Annotated in this window: 17 protein-coding genes, 2 tRNA genes and 1 pseudogene; 8 read left to right on the top strand and 12 right to left on the bottom strand. The window is 66.3% G+C overall.

The window, feature by feature from the left end:
• Positions 1-2,648 (top strand): EAL domain-containing protein (locus JF66_RS21765; protein WP_051973476.1); only part of this gene is annotated, 2,648 nt, incomplete at its 5' end.
• A gap of 27 nt (positions 2,649-2,675) precedes the next feature.
• Here the strand turns inward: JF66_RS21765 and JF66_RS12005 are convergent.
• A complete protein-coding gene (locus JF66_RS12005) occupies positions 2,676-2,960 on the bottom strand; it encodes a winged helix-turn-helix domain-containing protein (protein WP_035878231.1) in 285 nt (94 codons plus the stop codon).
• Positions 2,961-3,066: 106 nt separating this feature from the next.
• Between JF66_RS12005 and JF66_RS12010 the strand changes: the two genes are divergently transcribed.
• The 3 genes from JF66_RS12010 to JF66_RS12020 are packed head-to-tail and all read left to right on the top strand — an operon-like array spanning position 3,067 to position 7,357.
• The gene (locus JF66_RS12010) at positions 3,067-4,611 is read left to right on the top strand and encodes a proton-conducting transporter membrane subunit (protein WP_081882352.1); all 1,545 of its coding nucleotides are present in this window, start codon (positions 3,067-3,069) and stop codon (positions 4,609-4,611) included.
• Positions 4,608-7,037: a DUF2309 domain-containing protein gene (locus JF66_RS12015; RefSeq protein WP_035878232.1), complete on the top strand. Its 2,430-nt coding sequence runs from the start codon at positions 4,608-4,610 to the stop codon at positions 7,035-7,037. The genes JF66_RS12010 and JF66_RS12015 overlap by 4 nt, the downstream gene beginning before the upstream one ends.
• 2 nt (positions 7,038-7,039) lie before the next feature.
• Positions 7,040-7,357 carry a transcriptional regulator gene (locus tag JF66_RS12020; protein WP_197059404.1) on the top strand — a complete coding sequence of 106 codons (318 nt, stop codon included), beginning with the start codon at positions 7,040-7,042 and terminating at the stop codon, positions 7,355-7,357.
• A 143-nt stretch (positions 7,358-7,500) separates the two neighbouring features.
• On the opposite strand, the gene JF66_RS12025 is transcribed toward JF66_RS12020, so the two are convergent.
• The 5 genes from JF66_RS12025 to serS form a co-directional block, all read right to left on the bottom strand.
• Positions 7,501-7,591: transfer RNA gene (locus tag JF66_RS12025), tRNA-Ser, on the bottom strand.
• A gap of 60 nt (positions 7,592-7,651) precedes the next feature.
• Positions 7,652-8,932 (bottom strand): LCP family protein, encoded by a 1,281-nt coding sequence (locus tag JF66_RS12030; RefSeq protein WP_035878235.1) that lies wholly within the window; start codon positions 8,930-8,932, stop codon positions 7,652-7,654.
• A gap of 59 nt (positions 8,933-8,991) precedes the next feature.
• Positions 8,992-9,076: transfer RNA gene (locus JF66_RS12035), tRNA-Ser, on the bottom strand.
• A gap of 90 nt (positions 9,077-9,166) precedes the next feature.
• Positions 9,167-9,976, bottom strand: a complete 810-nt coding sequence (locus JF66_RS12040; RefSeq protein ID WP_035878237.1) for an HAD family hydrolase — start codon at positions 9,974-9,976, stop codon at positions 9,167-9,169.
• A complete protein-coding gene (gene serS / locus JF66_RS12045) occupies positions 9,973-11,262 on the bottom strand; it encodes a serine--tRNA ligase (RefSeq protein ID WP_035878238.1) in 1,290 nt (429 codons plus the stop codon). The genes JF66_RS12040 and serS overlap by 4 nt, the downstream gene beginning before the upstream one ends.
• Before the next feature lie 50 nt (positions 11,263-11,312).
• Here serS and JF66_RS12050 point away from each other — a divergent pair, with 50 nt between their 5' ends.
• Positions 11,313-12,302, top strand: a complete 990-nt coding sequence (locus JF66_RS12050; RefSeq protein ID WP_035878240.1) for a diacylglycerol kinase family protein — start codon at positions 11,313-11,315, stop codon at positions 12,300-12,302.
• A 14-nt stretch (positions 12,303-12,316) separates the two neighbouring features.
• Here the strand turns inward: JF66_RS12050 and JF66_RS12055 are convergent, their stop codons facing one another.
• Positions 12,317-12,919: a hypothetical protein gene (locus JF66_RS12055; protein WP_156109765.1), complete on the bottom strand. Its 603-nt coding sequence runs from the start codon at positions 12,917-12,919 to the stop codon at positions 12,317-12,319.
• Positions 12,880-13,824, bottom strand: coding sequence for a prephenate dehydratase (gene pheA / locus JF66_RS12060; protein ID WP_035878248.1), 945 nt, complete (start codon positions 13,822-13,824; stop codon positions 12,880-12,882). The genes JF66_RS12055 and pheA overlap by 40 nt, the downstream gene beginning before the upstream one ends.
• A gap of 35 nt (positions 13,825-13,859) precedes the next feature.
• On the opposite strand from pheA, the gene pgm reads away from it, so the two are divergent.
• On the top strand, positions 13,860-15,476 hold the full coding sequence (gene pgm / locus JF66_RS12065) for a phosphoglucomutase (alpha-D-glucose-1,6-bisphosphate-dependent) (protein WP_035878249.1): 1,617 nt from the start codon (positions 13,860-13,862) through the stop codon (positions 15,474-15,476).
• A gap of 268 nt (positions 15,477-15,744) precedes the next feature.
• Here pgm and JF66_RS21770 read toward each other — a convergent pair whose 3' ends face one another.
• The 3 genes from JF66_RS21770 to JF66_RS12085 all read right to left on the bottom strand — a co-directional run bounded on the left by JF66_RS21770 (position 15,745) and on the right by JF66_RS12085 (position 18,682).
• Positions 15,745-16,500, bottom strand: a complete 756-nt coding sequence (locus JF66_RS21770; protein ID WP_051973478.1) for an amidase domain-containing protein — start codon at positions 16,498-16,500, stop codon at positions 15,745-15,747.
• Between the two features lie 53 nt (positions 16,501-16,553).
• Positions 16,554-17,753: an amidase domain-containing protein gene (locus JF66_RS12080; protein ID WP_035878253.1), complete on the bottom strand. Its 1,200-nt coding sequence runs from the start codon at positions 17,751-17,753 to the stop codon at positions 16,554-16,556.
• A gap of 83 nt (positions 17,754-17,836) precedes the next feature.
• The gene (locus tag JF66_RS12085; RefSeq protein ID WP_231556397.1) at positions 17,837-18,682 is read right to left on the bottom strand and encodes a M15 family metallopeptidase; all 846 of its coding nucleotides are present in this window, start codon (positions 18,680-18,682) and stop codon (positions 17,837-17,839) included.
• 73 nt (positions 18,683-18,755) lie between these two features.
• On the opposite strand from JF66_RS12085, the gene JF66_RS12090 reads away from it, so the two are divergent.
• The gene (locus JF66_RS12090; RefSeq protein WP_051973479.1) at positions 18,756-20,510 is read left to right on the top strand and encodes an MDR family MFS transporter; all 1,755 of its coding nucleotides are present in this window, start codon (positions 18,756-18,758) and stop codon (positions 20,508-20,510) included.
• A gap of 87 nt (positions 20,511-20,597) precedes the next feature.
• Positions 20,598-22,013: a GH1 family beta-glucosidase gene (locus tag JF66_RS12095; protein WP_035878259.1), complete on the top strand. Its 1,416-nt coding sequence runs from the start codon at positions 20,598-20,600 to the stop codon at positions 22,011-22,013.
• Between the two features lie 259 nt (positions 22,014-22,272).
• On the opposite strand, the pseudogene JF66_RS23635 reads toward JF66_RS12095, so the two are convergent.
• Positions 22,273-22,513 (bottom strand): annotated as a pseudogene (locus JF66_RS23635) (hypothetical protein); the annotation flags it as partial.

Raw genomic sequence — 22,513 nt, forward strand, 5'->3', positions numbered from 1 at the left:
TTTTGCGCAGCAACATCCCTGCGGAGACGCTGTTTCATTATGACCGCGAAGACCTCGTCGGCCAGCTCATTCAGGTGCTGATACCTGAGTACGACTGGGAGGCCTGCTCGAAACAACCGACAGAGTCGTTGACCGAGACCAGAAATCGGTCAGTGACGGCGGAACTGGCCGGAAGACACCAGGACGGAAGCAGCTTCCCGGTCAACGTCGTTTTGTCCCACCTGGATGAGGGGGCCCTGCTGTTGTCGATCACGGCAGTAAGCGAGGTGCACGCAGGCTCCCCCGCGCAGAAGAGTGATCTGTTGTTGGCAGCGGACCATGAACCCGCACACGATGGCATCATCACCAAGACGCTCGACGGCATCATCACGAGCTGGGATCAGGCTGCCGAGACGATATATGGCTACTCCAGCGCCGAGATGATCGGCACGCCGATCGCGCGGCTGAGCCTGGATAGCCGGGAAGGCGAGATCAGCTCCATCCTGGCCAAGATCAGGGCCGGTGCCGGCGTTGACCAATTCGAGACTCTCCGGGTGCGAAAAGACGGAACGGTGTTCCCGGTTACGCTGTCCGTCTCACCGATCAGAGACGCTGACGGGTCAATCGTGGGAGCATCCACCCTGGTGCGGACCGTGACCACGGAAAGACACGCGTTCGAGGTGGCGCACTCGATGATCGAGTCGAGCCTGGATTCGTTGGTCGCGATCAGTCCGGAAGAGATGATCACGGATGCCAACGAGGCCACCGTGAGGGCCACCGGCCTGTCGCGACTGGAATTGGTCGGCACGGCGTTCTCTGATGACTTCACCGAAGTGGCGCAGGCCACAGCGATGTGCCAGCTGGTCTTCCAGCAGGGCATGGTTGTTGATTACCCGCTGACGATGCGGCACCGGGACGGAACACTGACCGAGGTGTTGTACAACGCGTCGGTGTACCGGGACGCGGACGACAACGTGGCGGGCGTGTTCGCTGCGGCGCGCGACGTGACCGCGGCCAGACAGGCATTTGTGGCGGCGCGCTCGATGATCGAGTCAAGTCTGGATTCGTTGGTGGCAATCAGTCCGGAAGGGATGATCACGGATGCCAACGAAGCCACCGTCCGGGCCACCGGCCTGTCCCGCCTGGAGCTGATCGGCACGGCCTTCTCTGATTACTTCATCGAACCCGCGAACGCCAACGCGATTTACCAGCTGGTCTTCCAACAGGGAATGGCTGCCGATTACCCGCTCACGATGCGGCACCGGAACGGAACACTGACCGAGGTGTTGTACAACGCGTCGGCGTACCGGGACTCAGGCGGCAACGTGCTGGGGGTGTTCGCTGCAGCGCGCGACGTGACCGCGGCCAAGCGAGCGCAGGAGGCTTTGACCTATCAGGCCTTCAACGATCCGCTGACCGGGCTCCATAACCGGGCCTGGATTCTGGACATTCTGGCGGCCGATCTTCTCACCGCCAAACGTCTGGGCCATCCGGTGGCGGCGCTGTTCCTCGACCTCGACCGCTTTAAGGTGGTCAATGACTCGCTGGGGCACGCGGCCGGCGATGAGGTGCTGGCCACGGTGGCGCTCCGGATTGTGGCGGCCCTTCGACCGGGTGACCGGGTCGGACGATTCGGTGGGGACGAATTCGTCATCGTGCTCCAGGACGTGGAGGACGTGCAGGACGTGCTTCACTGCGCCGACCGGCTCTCCGCCTCGATTTCCGCGGACCTTGAGGTTCGGGGCCATCGAATCGTGCCGACCGTGTCCATCGGTCTCGCCACCTCCACGTCCAGCTCCACGCCGGACAGCCTGCTCCGCGACGCAGACTACGCCCTGTTCCGTGCCAAGGCCGCAGGAAGGGACCGCTGGCACTTCTTCGACGACGCGATGCACACCCAGGCCGTGGCCCGTCTCACCCTCGAAGATGAACTGCGCGAGGCGATTGCCCAACGTCAGTTCATCGTGTACTACCAACCCCTGGTGTCGCTGGCGGACGCCCATGTCGTCGGACACGAGGCACTCGTTCGTTGGGCACACCCCAGTCGCGGGCTGCTCAGTCCCGGGCAGTTCATCGATGTCGCCGAGGACACGGGCTTGATCAGAGAACTGGGCGCCCAAGTGCTGGACCAGGTCTGTGCGCTGCTGGCCGAGCATCCCGAATCGCCCGGCCCGATCAGCGTCAACGTCTCAGCGGTCCAACTGGCTGCGCCGGGGTGGCTTGCAAGCTTCCACGACACCCTGACCGCGCACCGGGTTGCCCCCGAACGGATTGTGATTGAGGTGACCGAGACCGCCGTGCTGAGCCAGGTGGAAACGGCGGAAGTCGCGCTCGCGTCGCTGCGCGGTCTGGGCGTGGGTATCCACCTGGACGACTTCGGTACCGGGTACTCGTCTATCTCCGTGCTGAGGGACTTGCCGGTGACAGGCGTCAAGCTCGATCTGCGATTCGTTCAGGACCTCACTGCCGAGGGAAGTCAGGCCAACGCCCTCGCCCAGGGCGTGAGTGGGCTCGTCAAGGGTTTGCACCTCACCGGCATCGCGGAGGGGATTGAGACTCAGATGCAGGCCGACATACTGCGCGCCCAGGGATGGGAACTCGGACAGGGCTACTACTTCGGCCGACCGGCCGCACAGCGCCGCGGGCATCTCGCGCACCAAAATCAGTAAATTCCTGCCGTGAGACCAGCGGATCTGTTACTGGTCCTGACGGTTGGCGAAGGCAGCAAGCAGCTCTCCGATGCGATGATCGCGATCCAGGGGGTGCCGAAGCGGCATTGCGGTATTGAGCCGATAGATGTTGCGACGACCGTCGCGTTCACGATTCAGGTAGCCCGCTTCCTCCAGCTCGGTGACGATGCGTTGCGCCGCTCGCTCCGTGATGCCGACCTGAACGGCCACGTCGCGTAACCGCACGTTCGGATTCTCCGCCACGCAGAGCAACACGTGGGCGTGATTGGTCAGAAACGTCCAGGTCGCCATCTATCAATTATCTCCCACCCGACGGGCTTCTCTCTACACTCAATTCCAGACACTGAACACGTGCTATGCTTTTCCTGTTTTGCAGGTCTTGTTTTGAGAGGTGTCAATGTCTGATTGGTTTGTTGTGGCTAGCGTGACCCTCACTCCGTGGATCGCGGGGCTTTGCGCAGCGCTCCTCGGCTGGGCGGGGGCACGCGGGGACAGGGCCGCCCGCCTGGCGGCAATCCTGGTCGGGGTCGGGTTCGTCGCGACTGTCGCGGTCGCCCTCGCATCCGTTGTCGCGCCGCACCAGCCTGAGCAGGTGATGTTCGGGTCCACCTCCGTGCGCCTGGACGCCTTGGCGTTGATCTTGTCGATGCTGGTGCTGGGACTCAGCGCGCTGATCCAGGTGTTCGCGATTCGATACCTCCGGGGTGATCTTCGACAGGTCTGGTTTGTCGTCGCAGCTAATCTGCTCACCGGTTTCACCGTGTTGATGGTGTGCGCCGGGTCGGTAGCCCTGTTCGCCGTGGCCTGGATCGGAGCGGGGGCGGCCCTCGTTGTGCTCCTGGCAACCTATCGACCGCTTGCGCAGGCCCGCGATGGGGTCCGGCGCACCGGATTCCGGTTCATGATCGCCGACATGGCCTTCCTAGTTCCGGTCGCCATCCTGCTGGTCGCCGCCCGAGGAGATATCCCCCTGGATCAGCTTGGTGCGGTTGCGCAGTCGTTGCCGCTTCCGGTTCAACTGACCAGCGCCCTGCTGCTCGTGGTCTCGGCGCTGGCTCGCTCCAGCCAGATCCCTTTTCATGGCTGGTTGCCGTTCACGTTGGCGGCGCCCACGCCGGTGTCCGCGTTGATGCACGCCGGCGTGGTCAACGCCGGTGCGATCCTGCTGATCCGATTCGCCCCGGCCATCGCTCCGCACCAGAGCGTGATGATCGGGGTGTTTGCGGCCGGTGCCGTGACGCTCGTGTACGCCTCGGCCGTCCGCCTGGTCCGGCCGGATGTGAAGGGTCGGTTGGTGTTCTCCACAATGGCGCAGATGGGTTTCATGATCATGGCCTGCGGTTTGGGAGTGTTTGCGGCCGCAATCTTCCACCTGGTCGCCCACTCCCTCTTCAAGTCCACTCTCTTTCTCGGGGCCGGTATGGGGGTGCGCCAGCGCGCCATCGACCGCGACCTCCCACCCAGAAAGATCCACTCTCCGTTCACACTCGCTTCAGCGGTGACCCTCTCGGTCCTGGTTCCGTTGGCGGCGCTGGCCGCAGCCAAGTGGATGTTCGCCCCCAGCGTGTCACCGGCCGGTGGCGCTCTGCTCGTGTTCGTTGCCGTGACCGCCAGCGTTACCCTGGGCACAGTGCTGGGCACCACTTTCTCGCCCCGAACGTTCCTCACCGGCACGGCCTCAATCGTGGTGCTGGCGTTCGGGTATGTAGCCCTCCTGCAGTTGTTCACCGGGGCAGTGGAACCCTCGACCACGATCAACGCCGCCCCCGCTTGGCTGCTCGCCGTGCCCTCCGTCGGCCTGATCGCGGTCCAGCTGCTCTCCCGCAACCCGCACCGGCTTGCGCACCTGCGTGACCTCGTTTATTCCAGAACCGTGACGGCCTCCCTCCCCCGCCCGCCAGCCATCCCCCGCCCGCCAGTGACCACAGGAGTGCTGTCATGAATCTGATTCTTCGTGCCCAGGTGGCCAGAGCGGCACAGGACATTGTGCCGTCCTGGCCGGTGGAGTCCTTCATCGCCGTGAACCCTCTCGCGGGCCACGAACCTCGTCCATTCGAGACCGCCGTCGCCCCGGGCGTGGTCCTCACCCGGTCCCGGGACGCCTACCTCGCCGACGCCGATCGGGGCCGTATCATCACCGCAGACCTCGAGGCGGCCCTCGGCGAGCGAGTCCCCGAACTCACCGGACAGCTCACCATCGGCGGGGAAAGCGTGTCCATGATGAGCGTGGCGATCCTGGACATGAAGAACTCGCAGTGGAATTCTCCCGCCGCTATCGAACCATCGGCGCCCTGGCTGGACGAGTACCTGGCCACCTGGGTATCGTCCTACGTGAACGCGGACCCGCTCTGGGTGATGCCCCACAAGCAGCACGGCTTCTACCAGGCCTGGCGAACTCTGGCCCGCCGGGACCCGGCGCTCCCCCGAAGTGTACGCCGGGCGCTGGCCGAAGTGCCCGTCGAGCCCGATGCCGCACTGGCGTGGGCGCTGGGCACACTCGGAATCCCCGCGGAGGCGGTGACGGAGACGCTCCGAACCGAGCTCCAACATCTGCCGGGTTGGGTCAGCCACATCAAGTGGCGGGCCGAGAAGATCGGGGACATCGATCTGCTCTCCTACCTGGGCGTGAGAGTGACCCTCAACGCCGTGCTCGGCGCGCCCCGCCTGCTCCCACCGCACAGCCCCGTCCGTGCCGACGAGATGCCACCGTCCCTCTGGAACCGGGCCGAGCAGGTTGCCCGGTCGATCGCCGGCAGTCGAGCAGAACGGGACGACATCACGGCCGTGAGCTGGGTTTTGGCCACCCATCCGGTGTCCGACCACGCTGTGACGTGGCAAAAGGCCTACGAACTGCACTACCGCGCCACCCTGATGGACGTCCTCCAGAACACCGATCCCTGCACGCCTCGTCCCCAGCTGCAGCTCGTGATGTGTATCGATCCCCGATCCGAAGGAATGCGGCGTCACATCGAAGTGCTCCCCGAGGTCGAAACGTTCGGGTTCGCCGGATTCTTCGGCGTCCCCGTTCGCTTCTCCCGCTACCGGGCCCGCGGAGGCATCAATGCCCTGCCGGCCCTCCTGACCGCCCGGCACCACCTCACCGAACACCCAACCCCCTCGGCGAACGCCGATGACCACATCATGCGCGGTCGCGCCCGGGACGCCCTCCGGCGGTCAACTCACCGTGCCGACTCAGGCACAGTCACACCATTCGCCTTCGCGGAGGTATCCGGTTGGCTGTTCGGCGCCGTCAGCGTGCTGCGCACTCTCAGCCCAACGCTGCAGGCGCGAATCCACCGATTCCTGACCCCCTCGACAGCCACTCTCCCGAGCAACGTGACTGTCACCGATACGTTCACCCTGGATGAGCGGGCCGCCATGGCCGAAACCGCGTTACGGATGATGGGAATCGCCCATTTCGCCCCGCTGATCGTGCTCGCCGGCCACGCATCCGAGTCGACGAACAACCTGTACCAGTCAGCGTTGGATTGTGGCGCCTGCGGCGGCAACCCCGGTGCGGCCAACGCCCGCGCCTCCGCCGCCATCTTCAACGACCCCGCGGTCCGCGCCCACCTTGCGCTCCGCGGAATCGACATTCCCTCCGACAGCTTCTTCATCGCCGCTGAGCACAACACCGTGACCGACGCCGTCACACTCCTGGACCGGCACCTCATCCCGCAGAGTCACGTCGATGCGGCGCACGCCTTCGACCGGGCCCAGCACACAGCCGGCGAGATGCTGGTCAGGGAGCGCGCCCAGGACTTGCCCGGAGCGTCCCCGCGCTCCCCCGCCCGCGTGCAGGGGCGCGCCCACGACTGGGCGGAGGTGTATCCGGAGCTGGGGCTCGCGGGAAATGCCGCAATGATCATCGGACCTCGTGAGATGACCCGCGGCGTCAACCTGGACCGGCGGGTATTCCTCCACTCCTACCGAACAGAGTCAGACCCGGACGGGACCGCGCTGGAAACAATCATGACCGCCCCCCTGGTGGTCGCCCAGTGGATCAATCACCAGTACTACTTCTCCGCCCTCAACCCCGCCACCCTGGGCGCCGGAACCAAAACCATCCACAATGCCGTCGGCACCATCGGAGTCCTCGCCGGACACGCCGGCGACCTCCGCCGCGGCCTGCCCTGGCAATCCGTCGGCCTCGGCGATCACCTGTTCCACGAACCAATGCGACTGACCGTCATCATCCAGGCGCCCCTGGCGAGCATAGGAAGCATCGTTTCCGGAAACCAGGTGTTGCGCAACCTGCTCGACAACGACTGGATCACCCTGACCGCACGCCATGACTCCGCAGGCCCGTGGTACCGATACACCACATACGGCTGGACGGCCGCCCCCACCCCACTGAAAGGCAGATGACCATGAACAACCTGACCCACATGACCCGGCTGGAGGTTGTCGTTCCCGCCCGCGACGCCCCCGCAATCCGCGAACTGATCACCTCCGCCGGAGCCACCGGCTACACGTCGGTGTCAGGGGTGTCCGGAATCGGACACCACGGCCAACACTCCGGGGCTTTACTCTTCAACGAATACGACACCCTGACCATGCTCATCACCGTGCTCCCGCCCCACAACGCCGGCGAGCTGATCGGCGCGGTCCAGGAACTTCTCAGCACCTCCAGTGGTGTCATGTTCGTCTCCGACACCTACGTCTCCAGGCCTGAATACTTCCGGTGACCCACCCCCGCACACTGAGCAGGCGCGACGCAGCACGCGCGAAAGCGCTACTCGGCGCACAATGTGGGCAACCACCGATTCGAAGGCAAAACAAAACCCCTGACTCCCAGTTGCGACATGGGATTCAGGGGTTTCGATGACTGCGGAGACGGTGGGATTTGAACCCACGGTACCCCGTAAAGGGTACTCCACCTTAGCAGGGTGGTGCACTAAGCCGAACTATGCGACGTCTCCTTGGTGCTTGCGAGGCAAACACACCTGTCCATCCTAGCCGTACGCGAGCGGTGTTCAGGACTACTGGTCCTTGAGCAAGCGACCCGACGTGCAGGTGTAGTCGGCGGCGGTCTGCCCGGTGACTGATTTGTCGAGGACCGCACCCGGCGCTTCGGTGGGAACGGGCGTCGCAGCGGGGTCCGCGGGGACGGCCGGGTCGGCGGTTGTCGCCGGAGCTGGTTCGGCCGCAACGGGGGCATTCGGGTCTGCAACGGTACCGCTCCCCGTCTTGCCGCTCAGCTGGATGGACTCATCCGCGGCGATGGCGGTGAACATGTTCTTGAAGGCGGGCTGCGAGGGCGCCACACCGCCCGTCACATTACCCGTGGGAACCTGGGCGAAGACGACCTTGCTCAGGTCGATGTCCTTCAGCGCAACCGCGATCGAGGCCAGGACCGACACATTGTTGAGGCTGTCCGAGAGCCGCATGTTGCCCGTCACGGCCTTGGCCAGGGAGTAGACCTTGGTGGGGTCTGACAGGGTGTCGGCGCTCTTGATGGTGCGCACGAGCGACGACATGAAGAGCTGCTGGTTATTGATGCGGGTCAGGTCGCTGCCATCACCGAGACCGTGCCTGGTGCGCAGGAACTGCAGGGCCTCGAAGCCCTGGAGGGTGTGCTCGCCGGGATCGAGAAACGTCCCAGTGTACTCATCTTCGATGCGTTCGGCCACACATACCGGAACGCCGCCGACCGCGGTCGACATGGCCATCACGCCACTGAACTGCACTTCGGCCGCAAACGGGATATCCAGGCCGGTGAGCTTCTCCACCGTCGCCACGGTGCAAGCCAGCCCGCCGTAGGTGAGCGTGGTGTTGATCTTCTGCCGGCTCATCGCGTTATACGACCCGCTGCCGTCGATCTTGTTACAGGAGGGGATCGGCACGTACATGTCGCGGGGAAAACTGATCACGGATGCGTTGGTGTGGTCCTCGGAGATGTGCAGCAGCATGGTGACGTCGTTGAGGTCCCCGGTGGAGTCCTCGGGGCCGAAGACGGCGTCCTGATCCTTGCGGCTGTCGCTGCCGACGACGAGCATGTTGACGCCGCCGTCGATGGCGCCGATCGAGGGAACCGGCCCCTTGGTCTCGTTATCGAGGTGCACGCTGGGCTGCACGCTCTTCGCCACGTCGAACGTGGCGATCGCGGCCACGGACACGCTGGAGACCAAAACCACCGCCAAACCTGCCGCGACGAACCGGGCCACCGTCTTGAGCGCGCTGGAACGCTTCTGCCGACCGTGGCGTGCCACGGTCGAGAGGTTCTTCGAGCCGTTCGAACGGGGGCGAAGTTGGTCGCTCACTCAGGTCCTTTCATCGGTGTGCCGGCCATGACACTGTCACACATGGATAAAAAACACTGCGGAGGGCGTGGGATTCGAACCCACGAGACATTTCTGCCCACCAGTTTTCAAGACTGGCTCCATCGGCCGCTCGGACAGCCCTCCCTGTTCGTCCGAAGATGAACACCGCCCGATTCTACACGGACGGCAGGCTTCTCAGACTGACAGAGACACCTGAGCGGGTGCTGGACGCCCCTAGAGGGTGGCGAGCACCAGCGCGAGACCGTCACCCGTCACGTGCGCCGTGATCTCGTTTGACACCGCCAGCACGTCATCGGGGGACTCCCCCATCGCCACACCGCGGCCATGCAGGGCTGCCCATGTCAGCATGTCGATGTCGTTGCGGCCGTCGCCGACGGCCATCACCCGCTCCCGTGGGATACCCAGTTCGATGCGCACCCGTTCCATCGCCGTCGCCTTGTTCACGCCGTCGGGGGCGATATCGAGCCAGGCCGTCCAGCCGATCGCATAGCTCACCTTGTTGAGGCCCATCCGTTCCACAACCGTGAGGAAATCCTCCATGTCGTGGTCAGGGGAAATCACGACAACGCGCGTGGCACGGTGGCGCAGCAGTTCAGCGAAGTCGACGTGCTCGCTGTCCATGCCGATCGTGGCATCCGGAATCGGCTCGGTGTAGCGGTAGAAACCGTGCTCGTCTTCGACCGCGAAGCGAGCATTGGAGAGGTGCGGGCGAATCGAGTTGAGCACGTCGGACGGGTCGAAGGTTTCGACCCACTCCCGCCGGTACCCCATCGGCGCACTCGCATCGCGATGCATCGTGATGGCGCCGTTGGAACACACGACGTAGCGCGGCGTGATCGCGAGTCGGTCAAGAACCGGCAGGGTTGCCGCGACCGAACGGCCCGTGGCCAGCATGACCTCGTGTCCGGCCAGCGCCAGGCGGGATACCTGCTCCAGCACGGCGTCGCTGATCGTGCCGTCTTCGTGCATGGTGGTTCCGTCGATGTCCAGCGCGATCAGCCACCGTTCCACCGACGCGCTCACTTGGCTGCGCTCCCCGGCTTCACGGGCAGGGGTTCGAGCAGCTCGAGTCCACCGAGGTACGGGCGGAGAGCCTCGGGAACGCGCACCGAGCCATCCGCTTGCTGGTGCGTTTCGAGAATCGCCACGATCCAGCGAGTGGTAGCCAGAGTGCCGTTGAGGGTGGCGACCGGGCTCGTCTTGCCGGTTTCGGTGCGGTAACGAATGTCGAGGCGACGCGCCTGGTACGTGGTGCAGTTACTCGTGCTCGTGAGCTCGCGGTAGGCGCCCTGGGTGGGAACCCAGGCCTCGATGTCGAACTTGCGGGCGGCGCTTGAGCCGAGGTCGCCGGCCGCCACGTCGATCACGCGGTAGCTGAGGCCGAGCGACTGCAGCATGCCCTCCTGCAGAGCCACAAGGCGGTCGTGCTCGGCCTCGGCGTTTTCGGGCAGCACGTACGTGAACATCTCGAGCTTCTGAAACTGGTGCACGCGGATGATGCCGCGGGTATCTTTTCCGCCCGAGCCGGCCTCGCGGCGGTAGCAGGTGCTCCAGCCGGCGTAGCGCAGCGGCTCGTCGCTCAGGTCGAGGATCTCGTCTTTGTGGTACCCGGCGAGCGCGACCTCGCTCGTGCCGGTGAGATAGAGGTCATCGCCGGGCAGGTAGTAGACCTCGTCGTTGTGCTCGCCGAGGAAGCCGGTGCCGTCCATGATTTCGGGTCGCACGAGCGTGGGGGTGATCAGCGGCACGAACCCGGCCGTGAGCGCCCGGTCGAGGGCCATGTTCATCAGCGCGATCTCAAGCCGCGCGCCGATGCCCTTAAGAAAGTAGAAGCGGGTGCCAGACACCTTGGCGCCGCGGGGCATGTCGATGGCGCCGAGCAGCTCGCCGAGCTCGAGGTGGTCGCGCGGTTCGAAGTCGAACACCGGGGTCTCGCCGTGCGTGCGGAGGGTGACGAAGTTCGCTTCGTCACCGGCCGGAACTCCGTCAATGATGGGGTTCGCGATGGTCTTGGCGATCGTCGTGAACCGTTCCTCGGCCTCGGCGGCCACCACGCCGGCGGCCTTGACGCCCGCGGCCAGGCCGCGCGCCTCGGCCACAAGGGCCTTCTTCTCTTCGGGAGGGGCCTGGGCCACTGTCTTGCCGAACAGGTTCTGCGCCGCGCGCAGGTCTTCGAATGCCGTGATGGAGGCGCGTCGCTCGGCGTCGGCTACGAGCGCGGCATCCACCGCCTCAACGGAGTCGCCACGGGCCTCCTGCGAACGCTTGAGGAGGTCAGGATTTTCGCGTAACAGCACCGGATCAATCACAGGCGCAAGTCTACAAGCGCCCAGCAACTCGACCGGATACCCTAAGCAACGTGACAGCCACCGGCACGCCCCCCATCAAGCCGCAGGTTGCCGTCGTCTACAACCCGATCAAGGTCAACCTCGCGAAGCTGCGCGTCAGCGTGGCCGCCGCCGAGTCATCGGCCGGCTGGCCGGAGGCGCACTGGTTCGAGACCAGCGAAGCGGATGCCGGCCAGCAGGCCACCACGGACGCTCTGCACGCCGGGGCCACTATCGTGCTCGTCGCCGGCGGCGACGGCACCGTGCGGGCCGTCGCCGAGGTGCTGCGCGGTTCTGCCGTGAGCCTCGCGATCGTGCCGGCCGGCACGGGCAACCTGCTCGCCCGCAACCTGCAGCTGCCGCTCGGCAACATCGACACGGCCGTTGCGATCGCCTTCGGCGGGACGGACCTGTCCATGGATGTGGGCGTTGCATCGATCACCTCCGCTGACCATAAGACGACAGAGCACGTGTTCCTCGTGATGGCGGGTCTGGGCATCGACGCGCAGATGATCGCGAACACGAATTCAACCCTGAAGAAGCAGGTGGGCTGGCTGGCCTATGTCGACGCGGGCGTGCGGGCGCTGCCCACGCTGCGGCCGTTCCGCATTCGCTACAGCGTGGAGGGCCGCACCGACCGGCCGGCGCATGTGAGTTCGATCCTGGTGGCGAACTGCGGTCTGTTGCCGGGCAATATTCAGTTCCTGCCCGACGCGCGTCTCGACGACGGCATTCTCGACATTGCGGTGCTGCAGCCCAAAGGCGTGTTCGGTTGGCTGATGATCTGGCGCCGCGTCACCTGGGAGAACGGGGTGCTGCGTCGTTCGGCCGTGGGGCGAAAGATTATTGAACGCACCAGCTCGACGACCGAACGGGTGATGACCACGCTGCGCGGGGCAGACGTGCGCATCGTGCTTGAGCACCCGCAGGAGCTCGAGCTCGACGGTGACGAGTTCGGCCCTGTGCGCGCGATGACGCTGCGGGCCGATCGCAACTCGATGATTGTGCGCGTTCCCGCGTAGTTCGCGGATTCGGGTTAGCGGCGGGCGGCGCGCCATGTCCAGGCGTGCCAGAACAGCAGGCCGAGAATCGTGGTGATGCCTGCCGTGACCAGAGTCGGGGAAATCGTGTAGAAGAACTGGGCGTACAACACGTCCCAGGGCACTTCATCGGAGTTGTAGTTCGTGCCGCCGGAGGAGAAAGTACTCGTGGCGCGCACGGCCAACCATCCGCCTCCCCAGATCAGAGCGGGGCCGAGCACCCACAGCCCGATGATGAACGGGTTGGGCAGTGACCGCTTCTTCGGGGTGATCCCCGCAGCATCGTGCACGGTGGTTTCGTGCAGCTGGGTATCGGTGAGTTCGGCGAGCGGCGGCGCCGGGCGCTCGGCATCGTTCAGCGCGGCCAGGCTCTGCCGCAGCGTGTCCGCGGCGGTGGGGGCAACGGGGGCCGTCGACGAGGCGGATGCGGCGGCGGGCGTCTGGGCGACGGGTGACGCCGCATCCGGTGACGCCGTGCCGGTGCGCGGCGTCGTGCCGGCCTCATAACCGCGCTGGAAGACAGCGTCGTGGCGCGGGTCGAAGACCGGGTCGCCGTTCATCAGGCCCTCGGCTCGCCCGTGATCAGTTCGGTGAGCCACTGGCGGGCCTCGATGAAGATCTCGTTGTCATAGCGTGAGGTGAATTCGTTCGGCGCCCGGTCTGCTCGCGGGTAGGAGCCGAGGAAAAGTACGTTCGGGCTGAACCGGCGCAGGCCGAGCAGCGCGTCGCTCATGCGTTCGTCGAGGATGTGGCCGTCGGCGTCGATCACAAAGCGGTACCGGCCCAGGGCATCCCCGATGGGGCGGGACTGGATCAGGCTCAGGTTCACGCCACGGGTGGCGAACTGCTCGAGCATCTCGAGCAGGGCACCGGAGCGGTCGTCCGGCAGCTCCACGATGAGGCTCGTCTTATCGGCGCCCGTGGGCGGCGGGATCTCGGTGGTGCGCGCCACGAGCACGAATCGCGTGACGGCGTTGGGGTTGTCGCCCACGTCGTGGGCGAGTTCCACCAGGTCGTAGTGCTGGTCGATTCCGGGCGGGGCGATCGCGGCATCCGCGAGGCCGTTCTCGAAGAGCGAGCTGGCCGCCGCCACGTTGCTCGACGCCGGGATGTGGCCGTGGTTGGGCAGGGTCGCCTCCAGCCAGACGCGGCACTGGGCATAAGCCACCGGATGCGCGTTGATCACGCGCACCTGCTTGAGCGTGGTGCCGGGGCGGGCAACGATCACGAATTTCACCGGCACGAGGTATTCGCCGATGATGCGCAGGCCGGGCACGCTCGCCAGGGCATCCTGCGTGGCGGAGACACCGCCGTCGACGGAATTCTCGATCGCGATCATCGCGGCGACGCTGCGCCCGGAGACGACATCGGCGAGCGCTTCGCCCACGTTGTTGACCGCACGCCAGGGCTTGCCCTGCGCCTCGGGCACCTGGGCCAGGGCCGCTTCGGTGAAGGTTCCGGCGGGTCCGAGGAAGCTGTATGTCACATTGGGTGTCTCTGGCATGGCTCACAGCTTACTGTGGGTGCCATTATGGGCATATGAGTGAACGCGCAGGAACACCCGCCCAGGAAACTGACTTGATCGATGTCGTGGCTTTGGTCAAGGCGTATTACGATCTGAAACCCAATGTGGATATCCCCGCCCAGCGGGTGGTGTTCGGCACCTCCGGGCACCGCGGCAGCTCACTCAACACCGCGTTCAACGAAGAACACATCATCGCCACCACGCAGGCCATCGTGGAATACCGCGCGAGCCAGGGCATCACGGGGCCGCTGTTCATCGGAACCGACCCGCACGCGCTAAGCGCCCCCGCATACACGACGGCCCTCGGGGTGCTCCTGGCCAATGGCGTGCGCGCCCTCGTCGACGAGTTCAACGACTACGTGCCGACCCCCTCGCTGTCCCACGCGATCCTCGCCTACAACCGCGCCGAGCACGGCGACCTCGCCGACGGCATCGTGGTGACCCCCAGCCACAACCCGCCGATGGACGGCGGCTTCAAGTACAACCCGCCGCACGGCGGACCGGCCGACAGCGACGCCACCTCCTGGATCGCCAACCGCGCCAACGAGCTCATCGCCGCCGGCCTGAAGGACGTGACCGTGAGCGAGCCGAGTGCCGTGGAGACCTACGACTTCCGCGGCAGCTACGTGAACGACCTCGAGAACATCATCGACATGGCCGCCATCAAGTCCAGCGGAATCCGCATCGGCGCCGACCCGCTCGGCGGCGCGAGCGTGGGCTACTGGGGCGCCATCCGCGACCGGTACGAGATCGACCTCACCGTCGTGAACCCGCACGTCGACCCCACCTGGCGCTTCATGACCCTGGACTGGGACGAGAAGATCCGCATGGATCCGTCGAGCGCGTCGGTGATGGCATCCGTGGTGGCCCACAAAGACGAGTACGACCTGCTCACCGGCAACGACGCCGACGCCGACCGTCACGGCATCGTGACGCCCGACGGCGGATTGATGAACCCGAACCACTTCCTGGCCGTGGCCATCGATTACCTGTACAGCCACCGCGAGGGCTGGCGAGCGGATGCCGCCGTCGGCAAGACGCTCGTTTCGTCGACCATGATCGACCGGGTGACCGGCTTTCTCGGCCGTGACCTCTGGGAGGTTCCGGTGGGCTTCAAGTGGTTCGTTCCCGGGCTGATCGATGGCTCGGTGGCGTTCGGCGGCGAGGAGAGCGCGGGCGCCAGCTTCGTACGCTTCGACGGCACCGTATGGACCACGGACAAGGACGGCATCCTGCTCGCCCTGCTCGCCGCGGAGATTCTCGCCGTGACCGGCAAGACCCCGAGCCAGCGCTACGCCGAGCTCGCCGCGCACTTCGGTTCGCCGTCGTACGCACGAGTGGATGCCGCGGCAACGCCCGCGCAGAAGGCCGCGCTGGCCAAGCTCAACGGTGACGCGATCACGGCGACAGAGCTCGCCGGCGAGAAGATCACGGGCAAGTTCAGTGTGGCTCCCGGCAACGGCGCGGCCATCGGCGGCGTGAAGGTCACCACCGAGAACGCCTGGTTTGCGGCCCGCCCGAGCGGTACCGAAGACGTGTACAAGATCTACGCCGAGTCCTTCCTCGGCGACGAGCACCTGCGCGCCGTGCAGCTCGAGGCGAAGGCGATCGTGGACGCCGCGATCGCGTAGCGGGGGGCGGTTCGCGAGGTCGGGTCACGGGGTCTCGATCTCGACAGGCTCGATCCAAGCGCTCGTGCCTCGCGCCTCGACCAGCGAGAGGTCGGGTCACGGGGTCTCGATCTCGACAGGCTCGATCCAAGCGCTCGTGCCTCGCGCCTCGACCAGCAAGAAGAACGCGTCACGAGGTCTCGATCGCTCGCACCTCGACCAGCAAAATCGCTGGTCGAGGCGCGACGGAGGAGCGATCGAGACCGCGCGAGCCGAACCTCACACCTGACTAGGGGATGCTCCAGTAGTAGGCGGTGCCGCCCGGGTGGTCCACCGTGATCGCCGTGTCGACCGAACGGTAGTCGGAATCGAGGGTGTGCCCGGCAAACGAGATCGCGATGGTGTCGCCGACGCGCTCGACCTTGGTGACCACGCCCGTGTGGTCGCGGTCCCCGGAGTTGTCCCAGTCGAACTGCGCGATGTCGCCGACCTTCACCTGGTCGCGCTGCTGGTCCGTCAGGGCGGTGGCCCGTCCGGAGTCGGCCATGTAGTGCATGAGGGCCGTCGAGCTGCGCCACGCGGCGGATGCCCCGTAGGCGTTGCCGGTGAGCGGATTGTTCCAGGTGGCGTCCATGGTCCAACCGCGTTCGATGAGCGTCTGGCTCGCGAAGTTGACGCAGTCATTCTCGCCGAGAACACCGTATTCGGCGGCGTTGTAGTTCGTCCAGTGCGCGAGCGCGTAGTCCACCTGTGCCTGCACGGCGGGGATCAGCGGCGCGACGGTGGCAACCGGCACCGGAGCGGCCGTGGCCGTCGGCGTGGCGCGCGGGGCCGCATCCGTTTCGCTCGGAATCGGCGTCGAGACGGCTGCCGGCGTCGACGGATCGGCCAGGGCCTGCACCACGAGCGAGGTAGCCCCCACGACAACCACGGCGCCGACGACCGCGGCCGCACCGACCCTCTGCCACCGGGTGAACGCCACAATTGCCTCAATTCGTCGGATACCGATGAGAACCCCAAACCGGTCATAGTAAGACAACCACATGAGGCCCGGCCCGCGCAGCAGACCGGGCCTCCATGCAGCACTCTGGGAGGTTGCTACTTCACGCTGAAGTACGACACCGTTCCGCCGGACTTGGCGAGCGACTCGTCAACGGAGTTGTCAATGGTGTTGGCCGTGTGGCCGGCATAGGCGATCGTGATGCCGGCAGCCGTTTTCGTGACGTTCGTGACGATGCCCGTGTGGTCGCGGTCGCCGGAGCGGTCCCAGTCGAACTGCACGATGTCGCCCACCTTCACCCGGTCGCGCTGCTCGTCAGTCAGGGGCGTGGCCCGCTCCGGGTGCGCCGTGAGGTAGGCGGCAAATGCCGTGGAGCTCGCCCAGGCCGGGCTGTAGTAATTGCCGGCCTTATCGAACGACCACTCAGCGTCCATCGTCCAGCCGCGTTCGATCAGCGACTGGCTGGTGAAGTTGACGCAGTCGGTGCCGCGCAGGTTGCCGTACTCGGCGTAGTTGTAGTCGTTCCAGTGCGCGTTCACGTAATCGATCTGCGCGGTGATCCGGGGATCGGGCACGTAGCTGAAGGTGAGCGGCTCCGGAACGGCGGATGCCACGGGCGCCGGTGTCGCCGTGGGGCTCGGACTGGCGCTGGGCGCGGGGCTCTCGGAGATGACAATCGGGGTGCCGGCGGCGTTCAGGAGCTCGACCGGAACGACTCCGGGGCCGTAGTCGGTCGACGGCGGAGTCTGGAGGGTGATGGTCGTTTCCGTGGCTGAGACGACGGTTCCGGCATTCGCGCCGAAGTTGACCGTGACGACGGCGTCGAGGTCGGCTCCGGTGAGGGTGACGACAGTGCCGCCGGTCACCGGGCCGGTTGACGTGCCGTCTGCCGGAATAGGCGTGACGGCATCGCTGGCGACCATGCTGCTCACGGTGGGCTCCGGTTTGGCTGCGGGAGCCGCGGTCACACTCGCCTCCGGCGTGGGCGTCGCCTGCACGCTGGATGCGGAGCTCGACGCGTCGGCCGGGCCTCCGGAGGTGGCGAGCACGATGCCGATCGCAATGGGTGCGCAGGCGAGGGCGACGACACCGGTCAGAACAAGATGCCGGCTCTTCCTGGCAGCGGGCACACTGTGCCGCGGCTGGGCCCGGGCTTCGCGACGGGTGAGGGGCTGCACGGGCTCAAAAGACTCACGGCGCGGGGAGCTGCGGGGCACGTTCTGCAACCGGTTGCGAAGCTGATCACGCGTCTGGTTGTGCAGTTGGTCGCGGTGTTCTGGAGTGAATTTTTGGCGCACGGATTCGTTTCTTTGTCGCTTACGGGGTGCCCCACCTAAACACGGCGTCCTTGGCAATCCCCTGAGTACGGCGGTCGGCGGCCTCAGGAATAGCCCGGCGCGGCGGGTAATCCGAAGAATTCTTCCAGCGTCGTGATCCCCTGATCGTGCATCTCGGTCGCGAGATCTGCGCCGATGAAACGGAAATGCCAGGGCTCGAATTCGTAGCCGGTCACGGCCACCTTGTCGGCCGGATAACGCAGGAGAAAGCCGAAACGCACGGCGTTCTCGGCCAGCCAGAGACCCTCCGGGGTATCGCCGAAACATGCCTGGAGCGAGCACCGGCCCGACTCGGCGCCCACATCAATGGCGAGGCCGGTCTGGTGCTCGCTGCTGCCCGGTCGAGCGATACTCGAATCCGCCGAGGCGACCCCGCGCGCGGCGACGGCCGCGTCATACACCCGGGTCTGCGCCGCGAAACCCCGGTAGGCGCTGTTCGAGGCGAGGGTCAGCCCGGCCTCATCGCGCGCCGCCGCGAACATCTGCTCCACGGCAGCGGAGGCCTCCTGCCGCAGCTGGGGCTGCCACGTGTGCGGCACCGGTACGGCCACCAGGTCGGTGGGGGAATAGTCCGCGGGTTGAAGCGGTCGGTGCTTGTTCACGACCACCCACGCACTGGCCGGATCGTCGATCGACCGGGCGCTGCGATCAAACACCGGCACGGGCACCGGCGGGAGCAGGGACGCGGGGGTGGCACGCGGGGTCGGCGTGGCAACGGCGGCGCTCGCGACGGCGGACGGGGCATCCGATGACGATGTGCGGCCGGGTACGGTGCCACTGAGCGCGCCACCGACAACGGATGCCGCGGCGAGCACCGCGAAGACCAGGATCGCGAGCGTGCGGCGGCGGACGGGCCGCGATTCCCCGTCGGGCAGAGCAAGTTCGGGCACGTTTTCGAGCTTAGCCGTGAGCCCCCGGACGAGTGGTTGAGGATCGTGTGCGCGCCGTGTAACTTTGCACTCAATGCAAACTTCACCGCAGCCGACAGCCGCCGCACCACTGATGACCCACCGCCAGATCATGTTCGTGATCTTCGGCCTGATGGCAGGCATGTTCCTGTCGGCTCTCGACCAGACGATTGTGGGCACGTCGATGCGCACCATCGCCGACGACCTCGACGGCATGGCCCTGCAGGCCTGGGTGACGACCGCGTATCTGATCGTGTCGTGTATCAGCACACCGATCTACGGCAAGCTCAGCGACATCTTCGGGCGGCGCCCGCTGTTCCTGATCGCCATCACCATCTTTCTGATCGGTTCGCTGCTCGCCGGCATGGCCAACTCCATGTACGAGCTCGCAGCATTCCGGGCCATCCAGGGCCTCGGCGCCGGCGGTTTGATGGCGCTGCCGCTCACCATCATGGGAGACATGCTCGCTCCCCGTGAGCGCGCCAAGTACCAGGGCTACTTCCTGGCCGTGTTCGGCATCTCCAGCGTGATCGGCCCGCTGATCGGCGGGGTACTCTCGGGCAGCGAGAGCATCCTCGGCATCACCGGCTGGCGCTGGGTATTCCTGGTGAACATCCCGATCGGCATCGTCGCGCTCGTGATCGTGCTGCGCTACCTGCACATTCCGCACTTCGCGCGCCCCGTGCGCATCGACTGGTGGGGTGCGACGACCGTGATTCTCGCCGCCGTGCCACTGTTGCTCGTGGCCGAACAGGGCCGCGTCTGGGGCTGGAACTCCCCGGCCGCGATCGCCTGCTACGCCGTCGGCGTGCTCGGTATCGTCGGCTTCATCCTCGCCGAGCGCATGATGGGCGACGATGCCCTCATCCCGCTCACGCTCTTCCGCTCGCAGACCTTTTCCATGGCCACGGTGCTTGGCGTGCTCGTGGGCTTCGGCATGTTCGGCGCCATGATGACCGTACCGCTGTACCTGCAGCTCGTGAACGGCGCGACACCCACCCAGAGCGGATTCCTGATGCTGCCGATGATCGGCGGACTGATGATCTCCTCCATCGCGAGCGGCCAGATCATCGCCCGCACCGGGCAGTACCGCATCTTCCCCACCATCGGCACGGCGTTCATGTCGGCCGGCTTTCTCACCCTCACCTTCCTGAACGCCGACCGCCCCGTGTGGTTCACCATGATCGGCATGCTGCTGATCGGCCTCGGGCTCGGGCAGCTCATGCAGACGCTCACGATCGCGAGCCAGAACTCGGTCGGGCAGCGGGACATGGGCGTGGCCACGAGCGCATCCACGTTCTTCCGCCAAATCGGCGGCACGCTCGGAACCGCGGTGCTCTTCTCGGTGCTCTTCACCCGCATCCCCGACACCCTCCGCGCCGCGTTCAGCGACCCGGTCGCCCTCGCCAGCGTGCGGGCCGCCGCATCCGACCCGACGGTGCAGGCCGACCCGGCCAACGCCACCATCCTGGGCATGCTCTCCAACCCGGCGTCGGTCGGCGGTGCCCTCGACGGTGACACCTCGTTCCTCAGCACGAGCGACCCGCGCCTCACGCATCCGTTCCTGGTGGGCTTCAATGACGCCACGATCACGGTGTTCTGGGTGAGCCTTGCTGTCGTGCTCGTGGCCTTCGTCTTGAGCTTCTTCCTCAAGGCGCCGCCGCTGCGCGAGACCAGCGCGATGCAGGAGGCCGCCAACGAAGACGCCGCACACCAGGCGCAGCTCGCGGCCGACCGGATGGGCGCGCTCATCGAGCCGGGAACGGGCACCCGGGAGATCGAGCTGCCCGCGGTACCCGCGGCGCGGTAGCAGCCGCCACGCGGCATCCGCGGCCTGCGGCGTCCTAATGTGTCGAGTATCAGCAACCGGGTCGCCCAGGCGCGGTAACGTGACGTTATGTCAGAGCGCGAGTACACACAGGGCACGTGGCCGCACGGATTCATCTGGGGATCGGCGACGGCCGCCGCTCAGGTGGAGGGCGCCGGACACGAGGGCGGCAAGGAAGATTCCATCTGGGACGCCTTCGCCCGCATTCCGGGTGCCGTGCACGGCGGACACGACCTCGAGGTCGCTGACGACCACTATCACCGCATGCCCGCCGACGTGCAGATCATGAAGCGACTGGGCCTCGACAGCTACCGTTTCTCCGTCAGCTGGGCGCGCGTGCGCCCGGGCGACCGCGCGGTGAACCCCCAGGGGCTCGACTTCTACTCCCGACTCGTCGACGAGCTGCTCGAAGCCGGAATCCTGCCCTGGCTCACGCTCTACCACTGGGATCTGCCCCAAACCCTCGAAGAGTCGGGTGGCTGGGCCAGCCGCGACACCGCATTCCGTTTTCGCGACTACGCCACGGATGTCTACGAGACCCTGGGTGACCGGGTCACCCACTGGACCACGTTCAACGAGCCGTTCTGTTCGTCGCTGCTCGGTTACGCGTCCGGCGTGCACGCGCCGGGTCGGCAGGAACCGCGCGCCGCCGTCGCGGCCGTGCACCACCAGCACCTCGCCCACGGTCTCGCCGTCACGGCGCTGCGGTCGGCCGGCGCGGAGCAGGTGGGCATCACGCTCAACCTCACCAACGCCATCCCCCGCGACGCCGCGGACCCGGTGGACATCGACGCCGCCCGCCGCCTCGATTCGCTCGCGAACCGCATCTTCCTCGACCCGCTGCTGCGCGGCGCCTACCCCGCGGACACCCTGATCGACCTCGAGCCCTACGGCCTCCCCGACGTCATCCTGCCCGGAGACCTCGAGATCATCAGCGCGCCGATCGACTTCCTCGGCGTGAATCACTACCACGACGACCTCGTGAGCGGGCATCCCGACGTTGCGGTCGGCGACAGCCACTCCGGAGGCGCCGACCGCGAGTCAGGCTCTCCCTGGGTTGGTTCGGAGCACCTCACCTTTCCTACCCGTGGCCTGCCGCGCACCGGCATGGACTGGGAGGTCAACCCCGACGGCCTCCGGGCACTGCTGGTGCGCCTTGGACACGAATACGAGAACCTCCCGCCGCTGTACATCACCGAAAACGGTGCAGCGTATGACGACACGGTCGCAGCGGATGGCGCGGTGCACGACGCCGACCGCACCCGCTTCATCCTTGACCACATCGCATCCGTCGCCGACGCCATCGCGGAGGGAGCGGATGTGCGCGGCTACTTCGTGTGGTCGCTGTTGGACAACTTCGAGTGGTCGTACGGCTACGACAAGCGCTTCGGGATCGTGCGCGTGGACTTCGACACCCTCGAGCGCACGATCAAAGACAGCGGCCTGACCTACGCGGCCCTGGTCGCCGCCGCGCACGCCGGCTGACGCCCGACGACGCCTCCCCAGCCGCCGCACCCCTGCGGAGGCCGGCTCAGGTTCCGGAAGCTGGCGCACCATACGGAACGAACGGCGCAGGGTCGGGAAGATGGCGCACGGTGAAACATCCGCTGGCTTCCGCACCCCGCGCGGGCGGCTGAACGGTGACGGGGGTGGGGGTGGGTGCACGAGAGCGGGCCCGTCGCGTGTGCGACGGGCCCGCTTCTGCTGCGAGGGGTGTTACTTGAGGGGTGTTACTTGGGGGGTGTTACTTGGTGGCGACGGTGATGGTGGCGATGCCGACGAGGAGCTGGTCGGCGACGGCGTCGGTGTTGAAGGTGGAGTTGAGGAGGCCGGCGGCGTCGGAGGAGATGTGCACGGTGGTGCCGGTGAGGATGGCGTTGTCGCCGTCCATTTCGAGGGGCTTGAGGGTTCCGCCGTAGAGGTCGAAGACCTTGACCTGCGTGGCGGCGGACTCGCCGTTCACCGCAACGTCACCGAAGAGCTCG

Source organism: Cryobacterium sp. MLB-32 (assembly GCF_000738085.1).
GTDB lineage: Bacteria > Actinomycetota > Actinomycetes > Actinomycetales > Microbacteriaceae > Cryobacterium.